This window comes from Streptomyces sp. CRN 30 (assembly GCF_034105845.1).
On record NZ_JAVRHI010000297.1, the window covers coordinates 30451 to 55851 of the forward strand.

25 protein-coding genes and 1 pseudogene are annotated in these 25401 nt (G+C 72.4%); 13 read left to right on the forward strand and 13 right to left on the reverse strand.

Annotated features, from left to right (window positions below):
• Positions 1 to 197: 197 nt before the first annotated feature.
• The 6 genes from UW392_RS31850 (at position 198) to UW392_RS31875 (ending at position 6698) form a co-directional block, all read left to right on the forward strand.
• Positions 198 to 1826: an ABC transporter ATP-binding protein gene (locus tag UW392_RS31850; RefSeq protein ID WP_320778640.1), complete on the forward strand. Its 1629-nt coding sequence runs from the start codon at positions 198 to 200 to the stop codon at positions 1824 to 1826.
• Positions 1826 to 2962 (forward strand): ABC transporter permease, encoded by a 1137-nt coding sequence (locus UW392_RS31855; RefSeq protein WP_320778641.1) that lies wholly within the window; start codon positions 1826 to 1828, stop codon positions 2960 to 2962. The genes UW392_RS31850 and UW392_RS31855 overlap by 1 nt, the downstream gene beginning before the upstream one ends.
• Complete coding sequence (locus tag UW392_RS31860; protein WP_320778642.1) at positions 2959 to 4224, forward strand: ABC transporter permease; 1266 nt, start codon at positions 2959 to 2961, stop codon at positions 4222 to 4224. The genes UW392_RS31855 and UW392_RS31860 overlap by 4 nt, the downstream gene beginning before the upstream one ends.
• Entirely contained in the window at positions 4221 to 4631 is a 411-nt protein-coding gene (locus UW392_RS31865) for a cytidine deaminase (RefSeq protein WP_320778643.1), read from the forward strand. Before UW392_RS31860 ends, UW392_RS31865 begins: the two co-directional genes overlap by 4 nt.
• Before the next feature lie 91 nt (positions 4632 to 4722).
• Positions 4723 to 6006: a thymidine phosphorylase gene (locus UW392_RS31870; RefSeq protein ID WP_320778644.1), complete on the forward strand. Its 1284-nt coding sequence runs from the start codon at positions 4723 to 4725 to the stop codon at positions 6004 to 6006.
• 107 nt (positions 6007 to 6113) lie between these two features.
• Positions 6114 to 6698, forward strand: a complete 585-nt coding sequence (locus UW392_RS31875; RefSeq protein ID WP_320778645.1) for a Uma2 family endonuclease — start codon at positions 6114 to 6116, stop codon at positions 6696 to 6698.
• A gap of 16 nt (positions 6699 to 6714) precedes the next feature.
• Here the strand turns inward: UW392_RS31875 and UW392_RS31880 are convergent, their stop codons facing one another.
• Positions 6715 to 7635 (reverse strand): AEC family transporter, encoded by a 921-nt coding sequence (locus UW392_RS31880; protein WP_320778646.1) that lies wholly within the window; start codon positions 7633 to 7635, stop codon positions 6715 to 6717.
• Positions 7636 to 7909: 274 nt separating this feature from the next.
• Here UW392_RS31880 and UW392_RS31885 point away from each other — a divergent pair.
• A pseudogene (locus UW392_RS31885) lies at positions 7910 to 8050 on the forward strand (hypothetical protein); the annotation flags it as partial.
• Between the two features lie 27 nt (positions 8051 to 8077).
• Here the strand turns inward: UW392_RS31885 and UW392_RS31890 are convergent.
• A complete protein-coding gene (locus UW392_RS31890) occupies positions 8078 to 9100 on the reverse strand; it encodes a sigma-70 family RNA polymerase sigma factor (RefSeq protein WP_320778647.1) in 1023 nt (340 codons plus the stop codon).
• A gap of 199 nt (positions 9101 to 9299) precedes the next feature.
• On the reverse strand, positions 9300 to 10598 hold the full coding sequence (locus tag UW392_RS31895; RefSeq protein WP_320778648.1) for an MFS transporter: 1299 nt from the start codon (positions 10596 to 10598) through the stop codon (positions 9300 to 9302).
• A 63-nt stretch (positions 10599 to 10661) separates the two neighbouring features.
• On the opposite strand from UW392_RS31895, the gene UW392_RS31900 reads away from it, so the two are divergent.
• A complete protein-coding gene (locus UW392_RS31900) occupies positions 10662 to 11615 on the forward strand; it encodes a LysR family transcriptional regulator (protein WP_320778649.1) in 954 nt (317 codons plus the stop codon).
• Positions 11616 to 11642: 27 nt separating this feature from the next.
• Here the strand turns inward: UW392_RS31900 and UW392_RS31905 are convergent, their stop codons facing one another.
• A complete protein-coding gene (locus UW392_RS31905) occupies positions 11643 to 12404 on the reverse strand; it encodes an alpha/beta hydrolase (protein ID WP_320778650.1) in 762 nt (253 codons plus the stop codon).
• Between the two features lie 130 nt (positions 12405 to 12534).
• On the opposite strand from UW392_RS31905, the gene UW392_RS31910 reads away from it, so the two are divergent.
• Both UW392_RS31910 and UW392_RS31915 read left to right on the forward strand, forming a co-directional pair.
• A complete protein-coding gene (locus tag UW392_RS31910) occupies positions 12535 to 13689 on the forward strand; it encodes an adenosine deaminase (protein WP_320778651.1) in 1155 nt (384 codons plus the stop codon).
• Positions 13690 to 13815: 126 nt separating this feature from the next.
• Positions 13816 to 14271, forward strand: a complete 456-nt coding sequence (locus UW392_RS31915) for an ATP-binding protein (RefSeq protein WP_320778652.1) — start codon at positions 13816 to 13818, stop codon at positions 14269 to 14271.
• A 100-nt stretch (positions 14272 to 14371) separates the two neighbouring features.
• On the opposite strand, the gene UW392_RS31920 is transcribed toward UW392_RS31915, so the two are convergent.
• The 5 genes from UW392_RS31920 to afsQ1 all read right to left on the reverse strand — a co-directional run bounded on the left by UW392_RS31920 (position 14372) and on the right by afsQ1 (position 18235).
• Positions 14372 to 14572, reverse strand: coding sequence for a PspC domain-containing protein (locus tag UW392_RS31920; RefSeq protein ID WP_320778664.1), 201 nt, complete (start codon positions 14570 to 14572; stop codon positions 14372 to 14374).
• Between the two features lie 106 nt (positions 14573 to 14678).
• Positions 14679 to 15230: a VanZ family protein gene (locus tag UW392_RS31925; protein ID WP_320778653.1), complete on the reverse strand. Its 552-nt coding sequence runs from the start codon at positions 15228 to 15230 to the stop codon at positions 14679 to 14681.
• Positions 15231 to 15369: 139 nt separating this feature from the next.
• Positions 15370 to 15993 (reverse strand): hypothetical protein, encoded by a 624-nt coding sequence (locus UW392_RS31930; RefSeq protein WP_320778654.1) that lies wholly within the window; start codon positions 15991 to 15993, stop codon positions 15370 to 15372.
• Positions 15990 to 17561: a HAMP domain-containing sensor histidine kinase gene (locus UW392_RS31935; RefSeq protein WP_320778655.1), complete on the reverse strand. Its 1572-nt coding sequence runs from the start codon at positions 17559 to 17561 to the stop codon at positions 15990 to 15992. Before UW392_RS31935 ends, UW392_RS31930 begins: the two co-directional genes overlap by 4 nt.
• Complete coding sequence (gene afsQ1 / locus UW392_RS31940; protein ID WP_320778656.1) at positions 17558 to 18235, reverse strand: two-component system response regulator AfsQ1; 678 nt, start codon at positions 18233 to 18235, stop codon at positions 17558 to 17560. The genes UW392_RS31935 and afsQ1 overlap by 4 nt, the downstream gene beginning before the upstream one ends.
• Before the next feature lie 283 nt (positions 18236 to 18518).
• On the opposite strand from afsQ1, the gene UW392_RS31945 reads away from it, so the two are divergent.
• On the forward strand, positions 18519 to 19319 hold the full coding sequence (locus UW392_RS31945) for a SigE family RNA polymerase sigma factor (RefSeq protein ID WP_320778657.1): 801 nt from the start codon (positions 18519 to 18521) through the stop codon (positions 19317 to 19319).
• Positions 19320 to 19631: 312 nt separating this feature from the next.
• Here UW392_RS31945 and UW392_RS31950 read toward each other — a convergent pair whose 3' ends face one another.
• Positions 19632 to 20273, reverse strand: coding sequence for a uridine kinase (locus tag UW392_RS31950; protein ID WP_320778658.1), 642 nt, complete (start codon positions 20271 to 20273; stop codon positions 19632 to 19634).
• Between the two features lie 127 nt (positions 20274 to 20400).
• Between UW392_RS31950 and UW392_RS31955 the strand changes: the two genes are divergently transcribed.
• The gene (locus UW392_RS31955; RefSeq protein ID WP_320778659.1) at positions 20401 to 20826 is read left to right on the forward strand and encodes a hypothetical protein; all 426 of its coding nucleotides are present in this window, start codon (positions 20401 to 20403) and stop codon (positions 20824 to 20826) included.
• A gap of 78 nt (positions 20827 to 20904) precedes the next feature.
• Here the strand turns inward: UW392_RS31955 and UW392_RS31960 are convergent, their stop codons facing one another.
• From UW392_RS31960 to deoC, 3 genes are read right to left on the reverse strand one after another with little or no spacing between them, the layout of a single operon-like run.
• Complete coding sequence (locus UW392_RS31960) at positions 20905 to 21795, reverse strand: aldehyde dehydrogenase family protein (RefSeq protein ID WP_320778660.1); 891 nt, start codon at positions 21793 to 21795, stop codon at positions 20905 to 20907.
• Positions 21788 to 23269 (reverse strand): aldehyde dehydrogenase family protein, encoded by a 1482-nt coding sequence (locus UW392_RS31965; RefSeq protein ID WP_320778661.1) that lies wholly within the window; start codon positions 23267 to 23269, stop codon positions 21788 to 21790. The genes UW392_RS31960 and UW392_RS31965 overlap by 8 nt, the downstream gene beginning before the upstream one ends.
• Before the next feature lie 5 nt (positions 23270 to 23274).
• Positions 23275 to 24237: a deoxyribose-phosphate aldolase gene (gene deoC / locus UW392_RS31970; RefSeq protein ID WP_320778665.1), complete on the reverse strand. Its 963-nt coding sequence runs from the start codon at positions 24235 to 24237 to the stop codon at positions 23275 to 23277.
• A gap of 550 nt (positions 24238 to 24787) precedes the next feature.
• Here deoC and UW392_RS67090 point away from each other — a divergent pair.
• Positions 24788 to 25354 (forward strand): PH domain-containing protein, encoded by a 567-nt coding sequence (locus tag UW392_RS67090; protein WP_414496725.1) that lies wholly within the window; start codon positions 24788 to 24790, stop codon positions 25352 to 25354.
• Positions 25355 to 25401: the final 47 nt, after the last annotated feature.

Sequence of the window (25401 nt, forward strand, 5' to 3'; positions counted from 1 at the left end):
GCCAGTAACCACCGGGGTTACGACCGCTCGACGGGGTACGGGAGCGCCGGCTTCCCGTACCCCGTTCTGCGGCGGTGGGTCGCCCCCCTGATGTATGCCGTAGGGGCACTACGCGTGTAGATGACCCCCTTTCCCCAGGAGAGTGCGTTATCAACGCGTCCAGCAGCCCTCCGGCCGGTGCGGCGGCGGGCGGTCAGGTGACCGCCGTCGAGCTCGCCGGGATCACCAAACGCTTCCCCGGAGTCGTGGCCAACCACGACATCCACCTCACCGTCCGCAAGGGCACCGTCCACGCCCTCGTCGGCGAGAACGGCGCCGGCAAGTCGACGCTGATGAAGATCCTCTACGGCATGCAGAAGCCGGACGAGGGCACCATCGCGATCGACGGCGAGCAGGTCTCCTTCTCGTCGCCCGCCGACGCCATCACCCGCGGCATCGGCATGGTCCACCAGCACTTCATGCTCGCCGACAACCTCACGGTCCTCGAGAACGTGGTGCTGGGCAGCGAGAAGCTGTACGGCATCGGCGGCAGGGCCCGCCGCAGGATCACGGAGATCTCCGACCGGTACGGCCTCGGGGTCCGCCCCGACCTCCTGGTCGAGGAGCTCGGTGTCGCCGCCCGCCAGCGCGTGGAGATCCTCAAGGTCCTCTACCGCGGCGCCAGAACCCTGATCCTCGACGAGCCCACGGCCGTCCTCGTGCCGCAGGAGGTCGACGCCCTCTTCGAGAACCTGCGCGAGCTCAAGGCCGAGGGCCTCTCCGTCATCTTCATCTCCCACAAGCTGGGCGAGGTGCTCTCGGTCGCCGACGAGATCACGGTCATCCGGCGCGGCACGACGGTCGGCACGGCCGTCCCCGCCGAGACCACCCCCCGCCAGCTCGCCGAGCTGATGGTGGGCAGCGAGCTGCCGACCCCGGAGACCGCCGAGTCCACGGTCACCGACCGCCCGGTCCTCACGGTGCAGGACCTGCGCCTGGAGACCGCCGGCGGCAAGGCGCTCCTGGACGACATCACCTTCACCATCCACGCGGGCGAGGTCCTGGGCCTGGCCGGCGTCGAGGGCAACGGCCAGACCGAGCTGATCGACGCGCTCATCGGCCTGAAGCACGCCGACTCCGGCACCATCGCGCTGGCCGAGGACGAGATCACCGCCTGGCCCACGCGCAGGCGCCGCGAGCAGGGCGTCGGCTACATCCCCGAGGACCGCCACCGCCACGGACTGCTCCTGGAGGCGCCCCTCTGGGAGAACCGCATCCTCGGCCACGTCACCGAGAAGCCCAACGCCAAGGGCATCTGGCTGGACCCGAAGGCGGCCCAGGAGGACACGCGGCGCATCGTCGAGGAGTACGACGTCCGCACCCCCGGCATCGACGTGACGGCCGCCTCGCTCTCCGGCGGCAACCAGCAGAAGCTGATCGTCGGCCGCGAGATGAGCCACAAGCCGCGCTTCCTCATCGCCGCCCACCCCACCCGCGGTGTGGACGTCGGCGCGCAGGCCCAGATCTGGGACCAGATCCGCGAGGCCCGCCGCGAGGGCCTGGCCGTGCTGCTGATCTCCGCCGACCTGGACGAGCTGATCGGCCTCTCCGACACGCTCCGGGTGATCTACAACGGCAGGCTGGTCGCGGACGCCGACCCCGCCACGATCACCCCTGAGGAGCTCGGCTCGGCGATGACCGGTGCGGCCACCGGCCACCTGGAGCACGAGGAGACGCCGGAGAGCCCGGCCGAGGGAACCACGGGCGAGAAGACCACCCCGGCCGCCCCGGCGAAGGCCGGTACGCAGGCCGACGCAGACGCCCCGGAAGACGACGAGGCCCGCTGATGAAGAAGTTCGACAAGGAGCGGGTGCTCCTCGCGGTGGCCGGGCCGGTCATCGCGCTCGCCGTGGCCTTCGCCCTGACCTCGATCGTGCTGATCGCGTCGGGCAAGAACCCGGTCGAGCCGTACACCCTGATGTTCGAGCAGGCCACGTACTCCGACATCCAGGTCCTGATCATCAACCAGGCCTCGATGTACTACATCGCGGCCCTCGCGGTGGCCATCGGCTTCCGCATGAACCTGTTCAACATCGGCGTCGACGGCCAGTACCAGCTGGCCGCCATGGCCGCCGCGATCGTCGGCGCCCACGTGGCGCTGCCGGGCGTCCTCCAGATCCCGCTGCTGCTCCTGACCGCGGTGCTCACCGGCGCCTTCTGGTCGGGCATCGCCGGTGTCCTGAAGGTCACCCGAGGGGTCAGCGAGGTCGTCGCGACGATCATGCTCAACTCGATCGCGACCGCCGTCATCGGCTACCTCTGGCTGCCCACCGTCTTCGGCGTCAAGGTCGGCAACAACAACACCACCGGCGAGATGCACGAGTCCGGCTGGCTCCCCGGCATCGACCTGGGCGACGCCGGCGAGATCTACGGCTTCGTGATCATCGCCGTGCTGCTCGGCATCGGCTACAAGATCGTGCTCAGCCGCACCCGCTTCGGCTTCGACCTGCGCGCCTCCGGCGCCTCCGAGTCCGCCGCCGCGGCCAGCGGTGTCGACCCCAAGCGCATGGTGCTCACCGCCATGCTGCTCTCCGGCGGGATCTCCGGCCTCGCGGGCCTGCCGATCCTGCTCGGCGACACCCACACGTACAGCCTGAACTTCCCGACCGGCATCGGCTTCCTGGGCATCGGCATCGCCCTGCTCGGCCGCAACAACCCCACCGGTATCGCCTTCGCCGCCCTGCTGTGGGCCTGGCTCGACAAGGCCTCGCCCGAGCTGGACTTCCACGGCTACGACAAGGAGATCGCGGTGATCATGCAGGGCATCATCGTCCTCGCGGTCGTGGTCTCCTACGAGGCCGTCCGTGAGTGGGGCCTGCGCCGCCAGCAGCGCCGGGTCGGCGCGGAGCTCGCCGCGGGCCACGTCCTCGGCGCCTCCTCCTCCGCCCACAACTCCGAGAAGCAGGAGGTGGCGGGCCGATGACCACCGCGACCGACCTCAACCAGCCCACGCGGGAGTCCGCGGCTCCCGTCGGACGCCGGCTCTCCCTGCCCGTCGTCCTGCTGATCATCGCTGGCGGACTGGCGCTGACCTCGCTCGTCCGCCTCATCACCGGCGCGGACGGCATCACCAACGTCAGCCAGATGTCCACCGCGCTGGAGCTGGCCGTCCCGATCGGCCTCGCCGGCCTCGGCGGCCTCTGGGCCGAGCGCGCGGGCGTCGTCAACATCGGCCTCGAGGGCATGCTGATCCTCGGCACCTGGTTCGGTGCCTGGGCCGGCTACCAGTGGGGCCCCTGGACCGGCGTCCTGCTCGGCATCGTCGGCGGCGCGATCGGCGGCCTGCTGCACGCGATCGTCACCGTCACCTTCAACGTCAACCACATCGTCTCCGGTGTGGCGATCAACATCCTCGCCCTCGGCGCCACCCGCTACCTCGCCCCGCTCGCCTTCGAGGGCGTCCCGGGCGGTACGGCCAAGCAGTCCCCGCCGGTGGAGACACTCGGCGACTTCACGGTGCCGGGGCTGTCGTCCGCGCTCAGCGATCTCAACGGCCACGGCTGGTTCCTGGTCTCCGACATCGCGGGCCTGCTCGGCGGCCTGGTCACCAACGTCTCCTGGCTGACCCTGATCGCCGTCGCGCTGATCCCGGCCACCTGGTGGATCCTCTGGCGCACCCCGTTCGGCCTGCGCCTGCGCTCCTGCGGCGAGAACCCGGTCGCGGCCGAGTCGCTCGGCGTGAACGTCTACAAGTACAAGTACCTCGCCGTGATCATCTCCGGCGGTCTGGCCGGCCTCGGCGGAGTCTTCCTCTCCATCGTGGCCAACCCCTTCTACCTGGAGGGCCAGACCAGCGGCCGCGGCTACATCGGTCTCGCCGCGATGATCTTCGGTAACTGGATGCCGGGCGGCCTCGCCCTCGGCGCCGGCCTCTTCGGCTACACCGACAGCCTCAACCTGCGCGGCGGCTCCGAGAACGTCCACGCGCTGCTGCTGCTCGGCGCGATCCTGCTGGTCATCGGCGCGATCTGGCTGGCGATCCGCAAGAAGTACGTGCACGCCGCGGTCACCGCTGTCATCGGCGTGCTGGTCTTCCTCTGGTACGCGACCACCAACGAGGTGCCGAACCAGGTCGTCTCCGCCACCCCGTACGTCATCACGCTGGTCGTCCTCGCGCTCTCCGCGCAGCGGCTGCGGATGCCGAAGGCGGGCGGCATGCCGTACCGGAAGGGGCAGGGCAAGTGACGGACGCACCGGCAGCGGCGGACGCGGACTGGGAGGCCCTGCGCGCGGTGGCCCGGGACGCCATGTCCCGGGCGTACGCCCCGTACTCCGGCTACCCGGTCGGCGTCGCCGCCCTGGTCGACGACGGCCGCACCGTCTCCGGGTGCAACGTCGAGAACGCCAGCTACGGGCTCGGGCTGTGCGCCGAGTGCGGGCTGGTCTCCGAGCTGCAGAACACCGGCGGGGGCCGGCTGACGCACTTCACCTGCGTCGACGGCGCGGGCGAGATCCTCGTCCCGTGCGGCCGCTGCCGCCAGCTGCTGTACGAGTTCGGCGGTCCCGACCTGCTCCTCGAGACCCCGGCGGGCATCCTGCCGCTGTCGGAGATGCTGCCGCAGGCCTTCGGCCCGGAGCACCTCACCAAGTAGGACCCCGTACGTCCCCGTGGCCCCTCCGAGCTGCCCGCACGCCGCTCGGAGGGGCCGTCCCCTTCGCACTCCCGGAAGGAAACCCCTCACCATGGCCATGGACGCCATCTCCGTCATCCGCACCAAGCGGGACCGCGGCGAGCTCAGTGACGCGCAGATCGACTGGGTCATCGACGCGTACACCCGCGGGGAGGTCGCCGACGAGCAGATGTCCGCGCTCGCGATGGCCATCCTCCTCAACGGCATGAACCGGCAGGAGATCGCCCGCTGGACGGCGGCGATGATCGCCTCCGGCGAGCGCATGGACTTCTCGTCCCTGTCCCGCCCCACCGCCGACAAACACTCCACCGGCGGCGTCGGCGACAAGATCACGCTCCCGCTGGCCCCGCTGGTCGCGGCCTGCGGCGCCGCCGTGCCGCAGCTGTCGGGCCGGGGCCTCGGCCACACCGGCGGCACCCTCGACAAGCTGGAGTCGATCCCCGGCTGGCGCGCGCTCCTCTCCAACGAGGAGATGTTGTCCGTCCTGGACGGCGTCGGCGCGGTGATCTGCGCGGCCGGTGACGGCCTGGCCCCCGCCGACAAGAAGCTGTACGCGCTCCGCGACGTCACCGCCACGGTCGAGGCCATCCCGCTGATCGCCTCCTCGATCATGTCCAAGAAGATCGCGGAGGGCACGGGCTCGCTCGTGCTCGACGTCAAGGTCGGCTCCGGCGCCTTCATGAAGACCCTGGAGGACGCCCGCGAGCTGGCCTCCACGATGGTCGGCCTCGGCACGGACCACGGCGTGAAGACGGTCGCGCTCCTCACCGACATGGCGACCCCGCTCGGCCTGACCGCGGGCAACGCGCTGGAGGTCCGCGAGTCCGTCGAGGTCCTCGCGGGCGGCGGCCCGGCGGACGTCGTCGAGCTGACGGTCGCGCTGGCCCGAGAAATGCTGGAGGCGGCGGGGATCAAGGACGCCGACCCGGCCAAGGCCCTGGCCGACGGCTCGGCGATGGACGTCTGGCGCCGGATGATCGCGGCCCAGGGCGGCGACCCGGACGCGGAGCTGCCCACGTCGAAGGAGCAGCACGTGGTGAAGGCGGGCGCCTCCGGCGTCCTCACCCGCCTCGACGCCTACGACATCGGCCTCGCCGCCTGGCGCCTGGGCGCCGGCCGTGCCCGCAAGGAGGACCCGGTGCAGGCGGCGGCGGGCGTCGAGCTCCACGCCAAGCCGGGCGACACGGTCACCGAGGGCCAGCCGCTGCTCACCCTGCACACGGACACCCCTGAGCGCTTCGCGTACGCGCTGGAGGCGGTCGAGGGTTCGTACGACGTCGCGGCGCCCGGCACGGACTTCAGGCCGTCGCCGGTGGTGTTGGAACGCATCGCCTGATCAGCCGCCTGACCAGGGGAACCCTCGTTCGGGTGAACGGGACCGGTGGACCGCCGCCGGTCCCGTTCGGCATGCTGGGATCGGTGATGACCGACAAGGAGACCGCCATGAGCGCACTCACCGTGAGCCACGACCCCGAGCAGAGCTGGGACGACCTCGTCCGGTTCTGGGAGGAGATGGACTGGCCCGAGGGCAGCAAGGTGGAGATCATCGAGGGGATCATCACCGTGTCACCTGCTCCCGGAGTCAGCCACAACGTCATCGCGTCACATATCCATCGCCGCCTCTACTCGGTGATCCCGGAGGACTGGGAGGTCTTCCAGACGATGGCGATCTCGGTGCCGTCCCGTCTCGGCATGCTGATCCCGGACATCCTGGTGACCCCGATGCCCGAGCACACGGAGGCGGACACCCACATCCCCGCCCCCCTCGCCGAACTCGTGGTGGAGGTGACCTCGAAGTCCAACGCCCGCCACGACCGCGTCAGCAAGCCCGCCGCCTACGCCACCGCGGGCATCCCGCTCTACCTCCTCGTGGACCGCTGGGCCCCCGGAGGCCCCACCGCGACCCTCTACGGCGAACCGAGGGGCGACGTCTACCGCACCCTGAGCGCCGTCAAGTTCGGCGAGAAGCTCAAGCTCCCCGCCCCCTTCGACCTCGTCATCGACACCGGCGAGTTCCCCGAGGACTGAGACGCGGCGGCGCGGCTCACCCGAGCAACGCCGCGACCACCACCAGCACCGGTACCGACACCACCGTCGACAGCAGCACCGCGTCCCGCGCCAGCCGCTCCGCCACCCGGTACTGACTCGCGTACGTGAACAGGTTCTGCGCCGCCGGCAGCGCGGAGGTCACCACCACGTCCAGCAGGTGCGCGCCCCGCAGGCCGAACACCCCCGCCGCCAGCGCCCACGCGGCCACCGGCTGGCCCACCGTCTTCAGCGCCACCGAGAGCAGCACCGGATAGCGGTCCGGACCCCGGGCGGGCATCGTGCTGCCGCACAGGGATATGCCGAACGCCATCAGCACCGCGGGCACCGACATGTTGCCGATCAGGGTCAGCGGATCCATGACCGGGCCCGGCACGTGCAGGCCGGTCGCCGCGACCGCCACCCCCGCGAGCGAGCCGATGGCGATGGGGTTGCGCAGGGGGCTCGTCAGCCGCCGCCACAGCGGCTCGTGCGCCTCCCTGCCCGCCAGGTCCAGGATCGCGAGGGCGACGGGCGTGAGCAGGACCAGCTGGAACAGCAGCACCGGCGCCACCAGCGAGGCGTCGCCCAGCACGTACACGGCGATCGGGATGCCGAGGTTGCCGGAGTTGACGTAACTGGAGCACAGCGCGCCGATCGTGGTCCGGCCGATGCCCCAGCCCCGTACGACACCCACCGCGACGAAGACGCCCGCCGCCACCGCCGTGCTGAGCGCGGTGACCAGGAGCCGGCTGGAGAAGACCACCGACAGGTCGGCCTGCGCGAGCGTGGTGAACAGCAGCGCCGGAGAGGCCACGTGGAAGGCGAGCCGGGTCAGCACCTCGCGCCCGTGCTCGCCGAGGTGACCGCTCCGGCCGAGCCAGTAGCCGACGCCGATGACCACGGCGATGACCATGAAGCCCGTCAGCACCCCCTGCACGGCACCTCCCGGACGGCCGGGGGGACGTCGGAGGACAACGCGGGAGGTGACACCGTCGGGGCTGATGCATGGGGCATACAGCTAACCCTCCGGCCAAGGTCGGGCCGGGGTCAATGTGATCTCAGTGGCCGGGCACCGGGCGGGTGGTCGGCCGGGCCGCCGATGAGTTTCCGGCGGGCGCCCGGTCTCCAGTGGCGTGGAAGCGACGACACCCGCCGTACTCGTCCTGCCGGGCCCCGTCACCAGGGACGAGGTGCCGCGGCTCGCCGCCGAGGTGCGCGCGCGGCTGGAGACCACCGGAGCGGGCGTCGTCGTGTGCGACGTCGCCGGGATCGGCCCGCCCGGACTGACGGCCGTCGACGTGCTCGCCCGGCTGCAGCTCGCCGCCCGCCGCGCCGGGGGCCGCATCCGGCTGCGGAACCCCGACCCGGCGCTGCGCGCGCTACTCGCCCTGGTCGCCCTTCCCTTCGAGGTGGAGGGGACCGTCGAGGTGGAGGGGCAGCCCGAAGAGCGGGAACCACCGGGCGGTGTCGAGGAAGCAGTGCAGACCGACGAGCCGCCCGTCCGATAGCTCCAGGACCTGGAGCGCCCACGGGGCGAAGCCGCCCTTCTCCGGGTCGGGCTTGTAGTGGGCGAAGCCCGGCAGGCCGTTCACCGCGACCGGACGCAGCTGCGAGCCCGCGCAGGACGCGCCGATCGTCGTCATGAAGCCCGTGATGTCGCCGGTGCCGCGCAGCCACAGGTCGAACGGCGGCATCGTCATGACCGCGTCCTCGTGCAGCAGCGCCGTCAGCGCCGCCATGTCGTACCCCTCGAAGGCGGTCACGTAGCGGTCGAGGAGCTTGCGCTGCTCGTCGTCGAGGGCGTCCGAGACATCGCCCTCCGCCTCCTGGCCGTGGGTCTCGGCCAGGGTGGCCCGGGCCCGCTGCAGCGCGCTGTTGACCGAGGCGACCGAGGTGCCGAGGAGCTCGGCCGTCTCGCTCGCCTTCCAGGCCAGCACCTCGCGCAGGATGAGCACGGCCCGCTGCTTGGGCGGCAGCTTCTGCAGGGCCGCGACGAACGCCAGTCGTACCGATTCCTTCGCCACGGCCGCCTCCGCGGGGTCGCTGACCGAGGGGAGCACACGCGCGTCCGGCATCGGCTCCAGCCAGGTGGTGTCCGGACGCGGGGACAGGGCGGCCTGCGCGAGCGGCGTCGAGTCCGTGAGGTCCACGGGGCGCGCCCGCTTGTTGCCCGCCGACAGCATGTCCAGGCACACGTTGGTCGCGATGCGGTACAGCCACGAGCGGAGCGAGGAACGGCCCTCGAACTTCTCGTGGCTCCGCCAGGCCCGCACCAGTGTGTCCTGCACCGCGTCCTCGGCCTCGAAGGACGAGCCGAGCATGCGGTAGCAGTAACCGGTCAGCTCGACCCGGTGCCGTTCCAACTGGACGTCGAGATCTGCCGTCGCCGTGCCGTTGCCCATCGCCAACCCACCCCTAGTGGCTCTGTCCGCCGCGAGCGCCTTTGCGCGCCGGTCCTTCGGAAGCTACCGCAGCCCACTGACAACGGCCCCTGGGATGGGTGAACGCCCAGCGTGCGCACATGTGTTGAGGCGTGCGAGGCAGCCGGTGAGCGGGTGGCGGAGACGGGCCCGGGGGGAGGGTGAGGCGGTACGGCAGCGGTCAGGCCGCCGCCGCGAGCCGCTCCTGGGCCCGGGCCGCGCGCGACCCCGCCACCGTGACCGCCACGACGCCCAGCACCGCCAGCAGTCCCATGCCGACCGTGCCGGCCCAGCCGCCCGCGTGGTACGCCACCGCGCCGAGCGTGCTGCCCGCGCTGGAGCCGACGTAGTACATGGACTGGTAGAGCGCCGAAGCCTGGGCGCGGCCCTCGGTGGCCGTGTGGCTCACCGAGGACGAGGCGCAGGCGTGCCCGGCGAAGAAGCCCGCGGTGATCAGCACCAGCCCCAGCAGGACCGGCACCAGGGAGCCGGCCAGCGACAGCAGCAGGCCGGCCGCGGTCGTGCCGCCCGCCAGGTACAGCGTGCCGCGCCGCCCCAGCCGGGCCACCAGCTTCCCGGCCGTCGACGCGGAGACCGTGCCCACCAGGTACACCAGGAAGATCGAGCCGATGATGCCCTGGGGGAGCGAGAAGGGCGCGTCGGTCAGCCGGTAGCCGATCACCGTGTACACGCCGCCGAACACCACCATGAACAGCGCGCCGATCGCGTACAGCCGGCGCAGCAGCGGGTTCGACAGGTGGCCGCGGACCGTGCGGGCCAGCACGCGCGGCCGCAGCGACCCGGGAGTGAAGTGCTTCGGGGCCGGCAGCAGCAGCCGGAAGGCCACCGCGCACGCCACCGCCACCACGCCCATCACCGCGAGCGCGGCCCGCCAGCCCCACTCCTGCGCGACCCAGCCGGTGATGACCCGGCCGCTCATGCCGCCGACGCTGTTGCCCGCCACGAACAGGCCGATCGAGGTGACCAGCGCCTTGGGGCGGACCTCCTCCGCGAGGTACGCGGTCGCCGAGGCGGGCAGTCCGGCCAGCGCCGCGCCCTGCACCGCCCGCAGCACCACCAGCACGGCCAGGTTCGGCGCGAACGGCACCAGCAGGCTCACGCCCACCGCGACCGTCAGGGACGCCGTCATCACCGTACGCCGCCCGAACCGCTCCGACAGCGCGCTCATCGGCAGGACGAACAGCGCCAGCGCGCCCGTCGCCGCCGACACCGTCCAGCTCGCCGCGCTCGCGCTCACCGCGAGGTCGTCCGAGACCAGCGGCAGCAGCGCCTGCGTGCAGTAGAGGAGGGCGAAGGTCGCGACGCCCGCGAGGAAGAGGGCGATGTTCATCCGGCGGTAGCCGGGCCCGCCCGGGGTCATGCGCGAGTCGGTGCCGACGGAGGCGTCGGCGGCGGGAGCGGTGGCGGCGGCTGCGGCGGCGCCCACGGTGGTGGGCGCCCCGGTACTGGCGGAAGGCATGTTCCGAACGTAAGGACACCGGTTCTCATCCGTCCAATGCACGGAACCCCCATAATCGTTCCCGTGGTGCATCAGCAGAGGTCAGAAGCGCAGCTGTCATCGTTCGGTGACACAGAAGACATGGTGACGTCGCTCGCCCCGCGGCTGGCGTACTTCGCCGGGGTGGCCCGCACCGAGCACGTCACCCGGGCCGCCCAGGAGATGCAGGTCCCGCAGTCCACGCTGTCCCGGGCGATGGTCCGCCTCGAACAGGATCTGGGCGTCGACCTGTTCGCGCGCCGGGGCCGCACGGTCGCGCTCACCCCGGCCGGCCGCACCTTCCTGGCCTCCGTGGAGCGCGCCCTCGCCGAGGTCGGGCGCGCGGCCGAGGAGGTGCGCGCCGACGCCGACCCGGCCACCGGCAAGGTCGCCTTCGGATTCCTGCACACCATGGGCTCCGAGACCGTACCCGGACTGATCCGCGCCTTCCGCGCCGACCACCCCCGCGTCCGCTTCAGCCTGGTGCAGAACTACGGGGAGGCGATGCTGGAGCGGCTGCGGGCCGGGGAGCTGGACCTCTGTCTCACCTCACCGGTGCCTAACGCGCCCGGCCTGGTGGCCCGCCGCCTCGACGAGCAGAAACTGCGCCTCGTCGTGCCCGCCGACCACCGCCTCGCCGGCCGTCGGCGGATCCGGCTCGCCGAGGCCGCCGACGAGACGTTCGTGACCCTGGAGCCCGGCTACGGGATGCGCCGCATCACCGACGACCTGTGCCAGGAGGCCGGGTTCCGGCCGCGCATCGCCTTCGAGGGAGAGGAGGCCGAGACGCTGCGCGGACTGGTCGCCGCGGGCCTCGGCGTCGCCCTGCTGCCCCCGCCCGCCGTGCCGCGCCCGGGCGTCGTGGAGCTCACGGTCACCGCCCCGCGCGCGGTGCGGGAGATCGGGGTCGCCTGGCTGGAGGGCCACCCGGACACCCCTCCGGTGGCCGCGTTCAAGAGGTTCCTGCTGTCCCGGAGGGGGCACCTGCTGCCGAAGTGACGGCGCGCGCCCCCTCCCGCACACCGCTCACCGGCGCAGCGACCGCCCGAATCCCGCCGCGAGCGGCATCCGCAGCCCCAGCGGCGGCGGCGCCGCGAACGCGTCCTCCACCGGACGCGAGAAGGCGCGCCCGAACAGCGCCCCCAGCACGAAGTCCTCCGCCAGCGCGTGCACCTCGTCCCGGTGCTGGTGCAGCCAGTGCCCGTCGGTGTGGACCTCGAAGCGGCAGATGTCGCGGTTGGCCTTCTTCGCGCGCTGTGCGAGCCGGAACGACAGCTCCGGGTCGCTGCGCTGGTCGTCGGTGCCGTGCACGATCATGGCCCGCCGGCCGGCGAGCTGCTTCACCGGTTCGGGCGCCGCGGCGACGTCGTCCTCCGGCAGCCACGGGGCGAGCGCGAGGACGGCGGTGACGGCCTCGTGGCCGGCCGCGTGCAGCGCGGCCCGCCCGCCCATCCCGATGCCGGCCAGGCAGACCGGTACGTCCCCGTAGCGCCGTACGACCTCGTCGGCCGCCCAGGACGCGTCCCGGGCCAGCTGCGCCTCGCTGCCGTTCCAGCCCCGCGAGCGGTAGTGCACGACATGGGTGACCAGCCCCTCGTCGCGTCCCGCGCGCGCGAGACGGCGTCCGAGGGCGCGGACGGAGGCGGCCGCCAGCACCGTGGAGGGTCTGCGGTCCGAGTACTCCTCGCCGTGCGGGAGGAGCAGCACCACCCCGCTCACCGCCTGCGGCTCCTGGCCGATGATCCGCCCAAGTCGCGCGCTGCGGACCGGCGTTGCTTGCTGTGCCATGACAGAACAGTGTCAGAAGCGGGGGTGTACGCCACCTGTCCGCACGGTCACCGTTGGGTATCGGCGCGAACCGCGCGGCCGGAGGTCCGCGCGCGTCGGCGGGGACGTGCGCAGAGATTACAGTGCCGAGATGACGAGCCAGACCAGGAACATCCCGAGCACGGACCAGATCCGCCGGGCGCCCAAGGTCCTGCTGCACGACCACCTCGACGGCGGGCTGCGCCCGGGCACGGTCGTCGACCTCGCCCGCGCCACGGGGTACGCCTCCCTGCCGGAGACCGATCCGGACCGGCTCGGGGTCTGGTTCCGGGCCGCCGCCGACTCCGGCTCGCTGGAGCGGTACCTGGAGACCTTCTCCCACACCGTCGGGGTGATGCAGACGCGTGACGCGCTCGTCCGGGTCGCCGCCGAGTGCGCCGAGGACCTCGCCGCGGACGGCGTCGTCTACGCCGAGGTGCGGTACGCCCCCGAACAGCACCTCGAGGGCGGACTGCGCCTGGAGGAGGTCGTCGAGGCCGTCGACGAGGGCTTCCGGCAGGGCGAGCGGCGCGCCCGGGAGGACGGCCGGCGGATCCGCGTCGGCGCCCTGCTCACCGCCATGCGGCACGCGGCCCGCGCCCTGGAGATCGCCGAACTCGCCAACCGCTACCGCGACCTCGGGGTCGTCGGCTTCGACATCGCGGGCGCGGAGGCCGGCCACCCGCCCACCCGGCACCTCGACGCCTTCGAGTTCCTGAAGCGGGAGAACAACCACTTCACCATCCACGCGGGCGAGGCCTTCGGGCTCCCGTCCATCTGGCAGGCGCTTCAGTGGTGCGGCGCCGACCGGCTCGGCCACGGCGTACGGATCATCGACGACATCCACACCGGCGCCGACGGCTCGGTGAAACTGGGCCGGCTCGCCTCGTACGTCCGTGACAAGCGGATCCCGCTGGAACTGTGCCCCAGTTCCAACCTCCAGACGGGTGCCGCGGACTCCTACGCCGAGCACCCCATCGGGCTGCTGCGCCGGCTCCATTTCCGTGCGACGGTGAACACGGACAATCGCCTGATGTCCGGGACCAGCATGAGCCGGGAGTTCGAGCACCTCGTCACGGCTTTTGGCTACACGCTCGACGACATCCAATGGTTCTCGGTAAATGCGATGAAATCAGCATTCATTCCTTTCGATGAACGACTGGCGATGATCAATGACGTCATCAAACCCGGATATGCCGAATTGAAATCCGAATGGCTGTTCCGTCAGCCCGCCTCCACCAGCGCTTCTGTGGTCGATGGCGAGTGATCCGATGGTAAGGGAAGCGGTCGGAGCGCGATACTCCGGCCGCTTTTCCTCATTTGCGTGCGCGGGAATTTGATGTTTACGTTCCTGGACCGCTCATCCCCGTACCGCATCAAGGACGCATTCAATATGAAGCAGTCTGCTGCCAAGACCCTGGGTGCCACTGCCCTCGGTGCCGCCATCGCCGCCACGGGCGCGGGTGTGGGACACGCCGCCGCGCCGGCCCTGCCGGACACCTCCCGGACGCTGGGCACCGCCGCCCAGGCGCTGCCGGTGGAGGAGGTCGCCAGGACGCTGCCGACGGACGATGTCTCCAAGGCGCTGCCGGGGGCCGCGAAGAGTGTCTCGAAGGCGCTGCCGCCGGCGGCGGAGACCGTCTCGAAGGCGCTGCCGGACGTCACCGACGAGGCGTTGTCCACGGGGAAGACGGTGCTCGGCCAGGGGGTGCGCGCCGCGCGGCCCGCCGTCGCCGACATGCTGCGCGAGGGCCCCGCCGGTCCGGTCGCCCACCTGCTCGGCGGCCTGCCCGTCAAGGGCCTGCCCATGCAGGGCCTGGGCGTCAACGGCCTGCCGCTCGGCGGCTGAACCGGCCCCGCCGTGCGTGCGCCACCGCGCGCACACGGCTGCCACGGACACACGCGCGGGGCGCACCGGAGCCGGTGCGCCCCGCACTGGTGCGGGCGGTTCACCAGGCCGTGTCGGCCCTGCGCTCCGTGGGGAACAGGATCCACAGGGCTATGTAGAGCAGGAACTGCGGACCCGGGAGCAGGCAGGACACCAGGAAGATCGCGCGCATCGTGGTCGCGGAGGTACCGAAGCGCCGTGCCAGCGCTGCGCACACTCCGCCGATCATGCGGCCGTGGGTGGGGCGGGCAAGGCGGCTCATCATGGCTCCTTCGTCAACCGTGGGGTGGAACCGCCCCGTTGGCGGCCCCTTTCGTCCTCAGCGGGTACCCCCGACGCTACGGTGACGAACCGGGCGAAGCGTCCCTCTACGGGGCTATCCCGACCCTGGGGATCGTCGGGGTGCGACCCTGAGACGGGTCCTCCCTGCGCAGGGCCGCCCGCTCCCTGGTCTCGGCCCTGCGGCGGAGCCTGGCCCGGGCGGCGGGCACGACGGCGAGGTGGGCGACGGCCACCCCGACCGCGTTCAGCAGGATCGAGTCGATGTCGACGACCTGTCCCGGCACCCCGGTCTGCAGCAGCTCGATGCCGAGGGAGAGCAGGGCCCCGGCGGTGACCGTACGGGCGAGGTCGGCGAGCGGGGAGACGGTGAGCCTGCCGCCCGCCATCGGCAGCAGGACACCCAGCGGCGCCAGCAGCGCCAGGCCCCCGCCGAGGCACCGGGCCGCCTGGGGCCAGCCGAGCGCGAGATCGGCTCGGATGCCCGCGAACGGACGCAGGTTGGCGGCGCTGACCCAGGGGACGTCCAGCGGGCGCAGGGTGATCCAGGCGACGAGCGCGAGGTGTGCGACGAGGAGGACACCTCCCGCCGCACGGACGCGGAATCCGGCGCTGCCGCCGCTCGAACCTTGACGCTGCACGACCCCCTAGACGCGGTACCCGGCGCGATCGGTTCCGCACCGGTGTGCCGCGGCGGCCCCCGAGGACGTGGGATGCGCCACGGCCGTGGAACCGCTCCCCCCCCGGGCCCGCGCCCGGCCGGGAAGGTGACCCGGGCCCTCAGGGCGTACCGACCTCCGTCGACATGGGCTGCCCGGTGCCCGGGTCCGAGCGGAGCTCCGCCGTGCACTCGTACCGCCTGAGCGGGTCCTCGCCGGGGCCGCCCAGCACCACCGAGCCGTCGCCCCCGGCGGCCGTGGAGTCGGCGAAGGTGCAGAGGATCTGGGCGAGGGCGTACCGCGTCAGCCGCTCGGGCGCCGTGGACAGCCGCAGGGTCTCCGCCGGCTCGCCCGCCCGGGGGCCGCTCACCGTCAGACCGGCCGGCACGTCCGTCTCGTACCCGGCCTCGTCCTCGGTGTCCGAGGGGTGCGCGGCGAGCTCGCCGAGCAGGTCCTGCGCCACCGGGACGCGCCGCTCCGTGTCCGGCGGGAGCGGTACGGAACGGGTGACCGGCGCCAGTTGCCCGGAGCAGAGCAGGTAGACCTGTACCGGAGCGCCGGACCCGCTCGGCCGGGCGGTGTCCGTGGCCGACAGGGAGCACCGCGCGCGTGAGGGGGCCGGGCCGAAGTCCGTGGGTACCTGGGTGGCCCGGATCCCGCAGCCCGCGAGCACGGCCGTCAGCGCGCCGGCCGCGAGCAGGCGCCGGACGGCGGGTCCGGGGTGTCCCCCTCGTCGTACGGTCATCCGCCGTTCCCCTCCGTGCCGTCGCCCTGCTCCTGCGCTATCAGAGCGGACGCGTCCCGGGGCAGCCGCAGGGTGAAGACCGCGCCGCCCTTCGCCGCGTTCGCCGCGGTGATGTCACCGCCGTGGATGTGGGCGTTCTCCAGGGCGATGGAGAGGCCCAGACCGCTGCCCTCGGAGCGGGGCCGGGAGGCGCTCGCCTTGTAGAAGCGGTCGAAGACGTGGGGCAGGACGTCCTCGGGGATGCCCGGGCCGTTGTCCTGCACCTCGATGACGAGGTCGTCGTCCCCGGTGCGCACGGAGACCCGCACCGGGGAGCCGCCGTGCTTGAGCGCGTTGCCGATGAGGTTGGCCAGGATGACGTCCAGGCGGCGCGGGTCGAGGCGGACGATGATGCCGCGCTCGGCGTCCAGCTCCACCGCGTCCAGCCAGGCGCGCGCGTCGATGCACGCGGTGATCTGGTCGGCGATGTCCACGTCGTCCAGGACCAGCCGGGCGGTGCCCGCGTCGAACCGGGTCACCTCCATGAGGTTCTCGACGAGGTTGTTCAGCCGGTGGGTCTCGCTCACGACCAGCCGCACGGCCTGCTCGATCATGGGTTCGAGGCCGCCGTCCTCGGCGTCCAGCTCGTCCTCCAGTACCTCCGTCACGGCGGTGATGGCCGTCAGGGGCGTACGGAGTTCGTGGGACATGTCGGCGACGAAGCGCCGGGACGCCTCCTCGCGGGCGCTCATGTCGTCGACCTTCTTCTCCAGGGACTCCGCGGCGCGGTTGAAGGTCCGGGACAGGTCGGCCAGTTCGTCCGTGCCGGACACCCGCAGCCGGGTGTCGAGCTTGCCCTCGCCCAGCCGGCGGGCCGCGATGCCCAGCCGGTGCACCGGCTTCAGCACGGTCGTCGCGGCGGCCTGCGCGAGCAGTGCCGCGCCGACGAGGGCGAGGCCGGTGGCGATCCCCAGCGACCAGGCGAGGGAGTTGAGGTCCTTCGCCTCCGGCTCCAGCGACTTCAGCATGTAGCCCGTCGGGCCGCCACCGATCACCTTCGCGCCGCCCACCAGGTACGGCTCGTCGCCGTCGACGACCCGCTGCCAGTACAGGTGGTAGGCGTGCTTGTTGCCGGAGGTGATCGGCTGCTCCTTGTTGACCGCCTTGCGCAGCGACGCGGGCACGTCCTCCAGCGTGAAGCCGTCCAGCGCCGCCGTGCCCGAGGTGCCCCGCACCGTCCGGCCGTCGGCGTCCTCGGCGACCAGCAGCACACTGAACAGGCGCCCGTCGTCCGTCATCTGCCGGGCCGCCACCGACAGCTGCTCCTGGGTCGGCCGCACCGGCAGCGTGCTCGCGTGGCTCTGCATCTCCCGCTCGAAGTCGTCCAGCGCGGCGTCCTGGGCGCGCGTCAGCACGGCCTCGCGGTTGAGCCAGTACGCGATGCCGGACGCCGACACCGCCGCCGTGAGCGCGACGAGCCCGAAGACGACCACCAGCCGCAGCCGCAGACTCGTGAAACGCAGCCCGGACCACACCCTCCCGCGCGCCGCGGACCAGCCGCGGAGCCCCCCTCGTCGCACTTCGGTCACTGAGGCGCGTCCAGCCGGTAGCCGACGCCGCGGACGGTGCGGATGAGGGTCGGGGACGACGGGACGTCCTCGACCTTGGCGCGCAGGCGCTGCACGCACGCGTCGACGAGCCGCGAGTCACCGAGGTAGTCGTGCTCCCAGACCAGCCGCAGCAACTGCTGGCGGGACAGGGCCTGTCCGGGGCGGCGGCTGAGCTCGAGGAGCAGCCGCAGCTCGGTGGGGGTCAGCTGGAGGTCCTCGCCGTTCTTGGTCACCGTCATCGCGGCGCGGTCGATCACCACGTTGCCGAAGGTCGCCGCGTCGTTGGCCTCGCGCTCCCCGCGCCGCAGCACGGCCCGGATGCGGGCGTCCAGCACCCGGCCCTGCACCGGCTTGACGACGTAGTCGTCGGCGCCCGACTCCAGGCCCACCACGACGTCGATGTCGTCGTTGCGGGCGGTCAGCAGGATGATCGGCAGCTGGTCGGTGCGCCGGATGCGTCGGCAGACCTCGAAGCCATCGATACCGGGCAGCATCACATCCAGAACGATCAGATCCGGTCGCTGCTCGCGCAGCAACTTGAGACCGTCCTCGCCGGAAGCGGCGGTGGCGACACGGTGTCCCTGGCGCGTCAGCGATAGCTCCAGGGCCGTGCGGATGGCGTCGTCGTCCTCGATCAGCAACAGGGAAGGCACGGGCTCATTCTGGCCCATGACATGGCGCTCCATCGACTGTCGGAGCGCTCCCACCCAGGACCCGCGCATACTCGTGCCGTTCGGGCAGCCGGACGGTTCTCCTCCGTGGCCGGCCAGGGCACGGCCGGGGCGGCCGCTGTGACAGGTCTGTGACAGACGGCAGACACGGTCATGAAGTGACCCCGGCAAGCTTTTCGGCACAGGCAAGGAGGCACCGCCCGAACCGACCACCGGGCGGCGCCGCCGAAGCACCGGAACGGAACTCCACGACGGGGGGCGCGAGATGAACACGCTGCACAGCACCAGTTCTGGCGCAGTGATCACGCGTCTCCACGACGTCGCGCGGAGCACCGAGAAGTCCGGTGCCGTGAGCGGGCGGGGGTGCGCTCGCGGCACCGGACGTCAGCACACCGTCCATGCGCAGCAAGGGCTTCAGCCCTACATGACGGTGGTTGACGGGTCCACGGGGGGAAGCACCGACGGGGGGACCCAGGGGGGACCGCACGGGGGAATCGCGTACGGGGAGGTCACGGGGGGCCGCTCCGGGGCGGGGACGGGGGACGCCGAAGCGGCGTTCACCGCCTACGTCCAGGAGCGCCGCGCCTCCCTGTACGCAACCGCCTACCACCTGACCGGCGACCGCTTCGAGGCGGAGGACCTGCTGCAGAGCGCCCTCTTCTCGACGTACCGGGCGTGGGACCGGATCAGTGACAAGGCCGCGGTCGGGGGTTACCTCCGCCGCACCATGACCAACCTGCACATCAGCGCGTGGCGCCGCCGCAAGCTGAACGAGTACCCGACCGAGGAGCTGCCGGAGACCGCCGGCGACACGGACGCGATGCGCGGCACCGAGCTGCGCGCCGTCCTGTGGCAGGCGCTCGCCCGGCTGCCCGAACTCCAGCGCACGATGCTGGTCCTGCGTTACTACGAGGGCCGCACCGACCCGGAGATCGCGGACATCCTCGACATCAGTGTCGGCACGGTGAAGTCCAGCATCTGGCGGTCGCTCCGCCGGCTGCGCGAGGACGAGGTCCTCAGCTTCGGCCGTGACGAGGAGGAGTCCTTCGGCGAGCTCGTCGCCTGAGAGCGGCGGGCCGCCCGAGGAACGGGGGGCCGCGGTGGCGCGGGGGAGCGCCGTCGCGTGTCCGGGGGGAACCGGGGGAACCAACGGGGTCCGGGGGGACCACGGGGGGCAACGGGGAAACGGGGGAGCAACACCCGAGGGGATCACGGGGCCGGGGGGTCACGGGGGGCCATGAGGGGGGCGACGGGGGGCCCACCACGGGGGTACGGGAATACGGGGGGACACGGGGAACACGGGGAAAACGGGGGATCACGAAAGAGCGGGACTGGAGGGCCGGGGGGCCGCACCAGTCCCGCTTCTCGTGCGCGCGTCCTACGCGACGGTCCCCGTGGGTGCGCCCGCCCCGTCCCCGGCGGCGGCCACGGCCAGCCGGCCCAGCGCCTCGTCCTTGTCGCACGCGTGGGCGCCCAGTTCCGTCTGCCGGGCCACGATCGAACGCTCCAGGCGCATCAGCCGCCAGCCGCGTCGCAGCAGGAAGGGCACCGACTTGCGGCCCTCCTTCAGGTCGCGCAGGAAACGGCGGCGGAAGGTGGTGACCGGGCCGCGGGTCAGGCAGAGCGCGTCGGCGAGCAGACCGGCCTCCCGGCAGCGGGCGGCTATCTCCGCGGCGAACACGCCCTCGGCGATGAACGCCGGCGTCCGCCCGATGTCCAGGCCCTCCTCGCCGGTGCGGGCGCTCAGCGAGATGTCGTACGTCGGCACGGTCGTACGGCCCGTCCGGCACAGCTCCTCGATCGCCGCGACCGCCGTGTCCGCGTCCCAGGACAGCGGGTGGTCCCAGTCGATGTCCGAACTCCCCGGCACGAGCGGCAGCGTCGGGTCGTCGGCCTCCTTGTAGAAGTCGTCCAGGCGCAGCACGGGCAGGCCGGAGAGGGCGGCGAGGAGGGACTTGCCGGACCCGGAGGGGCCGGACAGCAGGACGACCCGGGTCGGTGTCGGGAAAGGTGCGCTCACGAGAGTCCAGTGTGCGGCATCGCGCCACCGTGGCCGGGACAGCGGGTCGACGGTGGAGCGCACATCACATTTCAACTACCCTTCGTACCCGTACGCTCACGCAGCGCAGCAGAAGGTGGCAGCAGCGATGGCACGACACCCGGCTCCCCAGCCCCCCACCGTCCGGCGCGCCGCGCTGGCCGTCGCCACTGCGGGCATCGCCCTCGGGAGCGGTGCCGGTACGGCCGCGGCGGCCACCGGACCGGCCTCACCGACCTCGCCGATGGTGCAGGTCCGGCGGCTGGAGACCGGAAGGATCGACCCACAGGCCGCGCTCCGGGCGCTCGACACGAGCGTCCGGTACGTCCTGGGCTCGGTGGGGCGCGTCAAGCCCAACCCGATCGCGGGCACCCCGGTCGACGTGCTGAACAACGGCGTCGGCACCCAGGTCGCCGATTTCCAGCACCTCGACTCCAAGTCCCTGACGGGGCCGGTGGCCCAGGCCTCCTCGATCGGGGCCATCCCGGTGCTGTCGCAGCTGCCGGGGATGAGCGAGGGCCAGGGCCAGGGCTGAGCCCGGCCCGACGGGCGCAGGGGCCGTGGCCGCACCGCCCGGGCGGCGGGGGGTGCGGCTGTCGCGGCGCCGTGCGGTCTAGTACGACGATCCGGAGGCGCCCAGCGATCCCGTCGGGTGCCAGACCGTCTTCGTCTCCAGGAAGGCGGTCATGCGGGCGGTGCCCGGGGTCGCCGCCCAGTCGTCCACAGGCTGTGGACGCAGGACGCGCTTCAGGTTGTCCGCGGCCGCGATCTCCAGCTCCTTCGCCAGGGCCTCGTCCGCGCCGGCCAGGTCGACGGCGTTCACGTCCTGGTGTGCGGCGAGCGGGGCCGCGATCTCCGCCGTACGGCCGGAGAGGACGTTGACCACGCCACCGGGGACATCGGAGGTGGCCAGCACCTCGCCGAGGGAGAGCGCCGGGAGCGGGGACCGCTCCGAGGCGATCACCACGGCCGTGTTGCCGGTCGCGATCACCGGGGCGAGCACCGAGACCAGGCCCAGGAAGGACGACTCCTGCGGGGCCAGGACGGCGACGACGCCCGTCGGCTCGGGGGAGGACAGGTTGAAGTACGGGCCCGCGACCGGGTTGCCGCCGCCCACCACCTGAGCGATCTTGTCGGTCCAGCCCGCGTACCAGACCCAGCGGTCGATCGCCGCGTCGACCTGTACGGCCGCCTCGGACGCCGTCAGACCCTCCGCCTCGGCCACCTCGCGGACGAACTGCTCGCGCCGGCCCTCCAGCATCTCCGCGACGCGGTAGAGGACCTGGCCCCGGTTGTACGCGGTCGCGCCGGACCACGCCCCGAACGCCTTGCGGGCGGCCACCACCGCGTCCCGGGCGTCCTTGCGGGACGCCAGCGGAGCGTTGGCCAGCCATGTGCCTTCTCGGTCCGTCACCTCGTACACCCGGCCGCTCTCGGAACGCGGGAACTTCCCGCCGACGTACAGCTTGTAGGTCTTGAAGACGGACAGTCGTGCGTCAGACATCGAGGTACGCCTCCAGGCCGTGGCGGCCGCCCTCGCGGCCGAAGCCCGACTCCTTGTAACCGCCGAAGGGCGAGGTCGGGTCGAACTTGTTGAACGTGTTGGACCAGACGACACCCGCGCGCAGCTTGTTCGCCACGGCCAGGATCCGGGAGCCCTTCTCCGTCCAGATGCCGGCGGAGAGCCCGTACGGGGTGTTGTTGGCCTTCGCGACGGCCTCGTCCGGGGTGCGGAAGGTGAGGACCGACAGGACCGGGCCGAAGATCTCGTCACGCGCGACGGTGTGCGCCTGGGTGACGCCTGTGAAGAGCGTCGGCGCGAACCAGTAGCCCGACGAGGGCAGCTCGCACTCGGGGGACCAGCGCTCGGCGCCCTCGGCCTCGCCCTGGTCGGCGAGCGCGGTGATACGGGCGAGCTGCTCGGCGGAGTTGATGGCGCCGATGTCCGTGTTCTTGTCGAGCGGGTCGCCCAGGCGGAGGGTCGTGAGCCGGCGCTTCAGCGCGTCCAGCAGCTCGTCGTGGATCGACTCCTGCACCAGCAGGCGGCTGCCCGCGCAGCACACCTGGCCCTGGTTGAAGAAGATGCCGTTGACGATGCCCTCGACGGCCTGGTCGAGCGGGGCGTCGTCGAAGACGATGTTGGCGCCCTTGCCGCCCAGCTCCAGGGTGAGCTTCTTGCGGGTGCCCGCGACGGTGCGCGCGATCTCCTTGCCGACGGCGGTGGAGCCGGTGAAGGCGACCTTGTTCACGTCCGGGTGCGCGACGAGCGCGGCGCCCGCGTCTCCGTAGCCCGGGAGGATGTTCACGACGCCCTTGGGCAGGCCCGCCTGGCGGCAGACGTCCGCGAAGAAGAGGGCGGACAGCGGGGTCGTCTCGGCGGGCTTCAGGACGACCGTGTTGCCGGTCGCCAGGGCCGGGGCGATCTTCCACGCCAGCATGAGGAGGGGGAAGTTCCACGGGATGACCTGGCCCGCGACGCCCAGTGGCTTCGGTGCCGGGCCACTGTGCCCGTCCGTCGTCACCCGGCCGAACCCGGCGTGCTCCAGCTTGTCGGCCCAGCCCGCGTAGTAGAAGAAGTGCGCGGCGACCAGCGGCAGGTCGGCGTCCCTCGTCTCCTTGATGGGCTTGCCGTTGTCCAGCGTCTCCAGGACGGCGAGCTCGCGGCTGCGCTCCTGGATGATGCGGGCGATGCGGAAGAGGTACTTGGCGCGCTCGGTGCCCGGCAGCGCGGACCAGGTCGCGAAGGCCTTGCGGGCGGCCCGTACGGCGCGCTCCACGTCCGCCTCGCCGGCCCGCGCCACCTCGGAGAGGACCTCCTCGGTGGCGGGGGCGACCGTCTTGAAGACCTGGCCGTCGGCCGCCTCGGCGAACTCGCCGTCGATGAACAGGCCGTAGGAGGGCGCGATGTCGACGATCGAGCGGGACTCGGGGGCCGGTGCGTACTCGAACGGGGATGAGGATGAGGATGCGGGTGCCATGGTGATCAGTCCACCGTCACGTAGTCGGGGCCGGAGTAGCGGCCGGTGGCCAGCTTCTGACGCTGCATCAGCAGGTCGTTCAGGAGCGAGGAGGCGCCGAAGCGGAACCAGTGGTTGTCCAGCCAGTCCGCGCCCGCGGTCTCGTTGACCAGGACCAGGAACTTGACGGCGTCCTTGGAGGTACGGATGCCGCCGGCCGGCTTCACCCCGACCTGGACGCCGGTCTGCGCGCGGAAGTCGCGCACGGCCTCCAGCATCAGCAGGGTGTTCGCGGGGGTCGCGTTGACGGCGACCTTGCCGGTCGAGGTCTTGATGAAGTCGGCACCGGCCAGCATGCCGAGCCAGGAGGCGCGGCGGATGTTGTCGTACGTCGACAGCTCGCCGGTCTCGAAGATGACCTTCAGCCGGGCGCTCGTCCCGCAGGCCTCCTTCACGGCGGTGATCTCGTCGTACACCTTCAGGTAGTCGCCCGCGAGGAACGCCCCGCGGTCGATGACCATGTCGATCTCGTCCGCGCCCGCGGCGACGGCCTCCCGGACGTCGGCCAGCTTCACGGCGAGGGAGGCGCGGCCCGCCGGGAAGGCGGTGGCGACCGAGGCGACCTTCACGTCCGAACCGGCGACGGCCGCCCTGGCGGCGGGCACCATGTCGGGGTAGACGCAGACCGCGGCCGTGGCCGGGGCGGTGCGGTCGGTCGGGTCGGGGCGGACCGCCTTGGCGCCGAGCGCCCGGACCTTGCCCGGGGTGTCCGCGCCTTCCAGCGTCGTCAGGTCGACCATCGAGATGGCGAGGTCGATCGCGTACGCCTTGGAGGCCGCCTTGACGGAACGCGTGCCGAGCGACGCGGCACGCGCCTCCAGGCCGACCGCGTCGACACCGGGCAGCCCGTGCAGGAAGCGGCGGAGCGAGCTGTGCGAGGCGGTCACGTCGGTGAGTGCGTGTACGGCTTGCTTGGGGGACGTGGGCATGGTCACCAGCCGAGCATATCTACGCGCGTAGCGGTCTGTACAGGCCCCGAAGCCGGCCGGGAGGGGCGCGTGCGCGGGCCCGCCGCGGTCCGCCGCGGTTCGTGCGCCGGCGGGGGACGGGGCCGGTGGGAGCCGGGCGGCCCTCCGCGCGCACCGCCTACGGGGTCCGGCGCGGTCGTCGGGCAGAATCGGAACCATGAGCAGCCCCGACCACCAGCCGACCGCGCCGGAGCCCGCGGAACCGGCGAAACCCGCGGAACCGGAGACCGGGACATCCGCGGCGTCCGGACAGGCCGATCACCGCGAGGGCGACCCCGCCGACAGCGGGAAGGCCGCGGCACGGGCCGCAGCACCCGGGAAGCCCCACCGCAGCAGGGCCGCCGGGTCCACGAGGCAGCCCTCGACGCCGCCCTCGGCCCCGGCGGCGTCCGGGCCCTCGGCCGAGCCCACCCGGCCCGCGGAGGCCGCGTCGTCCGCTCGGCCCACGCAGCCCGCACAGCCCTCCGAGCCCGTCCACAAGGACCGGGTCCACCGTTCGACCGGCGGTGTCGTGGGCGGCACCCTGCTGCTGGTCATCCTGGTCTGGCTCGGGGGCGACGCGATCGTCACGGGACAGGGCCGCACGCCCTGGCTGGGGCTCGCCGCGCTGCTGTTCGTCGTGCCGCTCGTGACCGCCTTCTCGGTGCGGCCGGCCGTGTTCGCCAACGACGACCGGCTGCGCGTCCGCAACCCGTTCCGCGTGATCGTGCTGCCCTGGGCGACGGTCGTCTCGCTGCGCTCCCGGTACACCAACGAGGTGGTCGACAGCGCCGGCACCAAGTACCAGCTCTACGCCGTCCCCGTCTCGCTGCGCGCCCGCAACCGTGCCCAGCGGCGGCAGGCGCTCGCCGACGCCAGACCGTCCGCCCGGGCGGACAGCAGCGGGCGCACGTCGCTGGAGTCCCGGCCCGAGCGCGCCGCGGCCGACCGGACCATGCAGGAACTGCGTGAGCTGTGCGAGGCCCGGGCCAAGGCGCCGGGCTCGCAGGGCGAGCCGAGCGCCCGCTGGTCCTGGGAGGTCATGGGCCCCTCGATCGCGGGCGCCGTGCTGCTGGTCATCCTGCTGGTGACGGGCTGAGCCACGCCGTGCGCGAAGCCCCGGTCCGGAGAACGGTCCGGGGCTTC

Excerpts from the sequence above, each read along its gene's own strand:
- UW392_RS31855 (WP_320778641.1), top strand. The coding sequence starts at position 1,826 with ATGAAGAAGTTCGACAAGGAGCGGGTGCTCCTCGCGGTGGCCGGGCCG.
- UW392_RS31860 (WP_320778642.1), top strand. The coding sequence starts at position 2,959 with ATGACCACCGCGACCGACCTCAACCAGCCCACGCGGGAGTCCGCGGCT.
- UW392_RS31870 (WP_320778644.1), top strand. The coding sequence starts at position 4,723 with ATGGCCATGGACGCCATCTCCGTCATCCGCACCAAGCGGGACCGCGGC.
- UW392_RS31875 (WP_320778645.1), top strand. The coding sequence starts at position 6,114 with ATGAGCGCACTCACCGTGAGCCACGACCCCGAGCAGAGCTGGGACGAC.
- UW392_RS31890 (WP_320778647.1), bottom strand. The coding sequence starts at position 9,100 with ATGGGCAACGGCACGGCGACGGCAGATCTCGACGTCCAGTTGGAACGG.
- UW392_RS31895 (WP_320778648.1), bottom strand. The coding sequence starts at position 10,598 with ATGCCTTCCGCCAGTACCGGGGCGCCCACCACCGTGGGCGCCGCCGCA.
- UW392_RS31905 (WP_320778650.1), bottom strand. The coding sequence starts at position 12,404 with ATGGCACAGCAAGCAACGCCGGTCCGCAGCGCGCGACTTGGGCGGATC.
- UW392_RS31910 (WP_320778651.1), top strand. The coding sequence starts at position 12,535 with ATGACGAGCCAGACCAGGAACATCCCGAGCACGGACCAGATCCGCCGG.
- UW392_RS31915 (WP_320778652.1), top strand. The coding sequence starts at position 13,816 with ATGAAGCAGTCTGCTGCCAAGACCCTGGGTGCCACTGCCCTCGGTGCC.
- UW392_RS31920 (WP_320778664.1), bottom strand. The coding sequence starts at position 14,572 with ATGAGCCGCCTTGCCCGCCCCACCCACGGCCGCATGATCGGCGGAGTG.
- UW392_RS31930 (WP_320778654.1), bottom strand. The coding sequence starts at position 15,993 with ATGACCGTACGACGAGGGGGACACCCCGGACCCGCCGTCCGGCGCCTG.
- UW392_RS31945 (WP_320778657.1), top strand. The coding sequence starts at position 18,519 with ATGAACACGCTGCACAGCACCAGTTCTGGCGCAGTGATCACGCGTCTC.
- UW392_RS31955 (WP_320778659.1), top strand. The coding sequence starts at position 20,401 with ATGGCACGACACCCGGCTCCCCAGCCCCCCACCGTCCGGCGCGCCGCG.
- UW392_RS31960 (WP_320778660.1), bottom strand. The coding sequence starts at position 21,795 with ATGTCTGACGCACGACTGTCCGTCTTCAAGACCTACAAGCTGTACGTC.
- UW392_RS31965 (WP_320778661.1), bottom strand. The coding sequence starts at position 23,269 with ATGGCACCCGCATCCTCATCCTCATCCCCGTTCGAGTACGCACCGGCC.
- deoC (WP_320778665.1), bottom strand. The coding sequence starts at position 24,237 with ATGCCCACGTCCCCCAAGCAAGCCGTACACGCACTCACCGACGTGACC.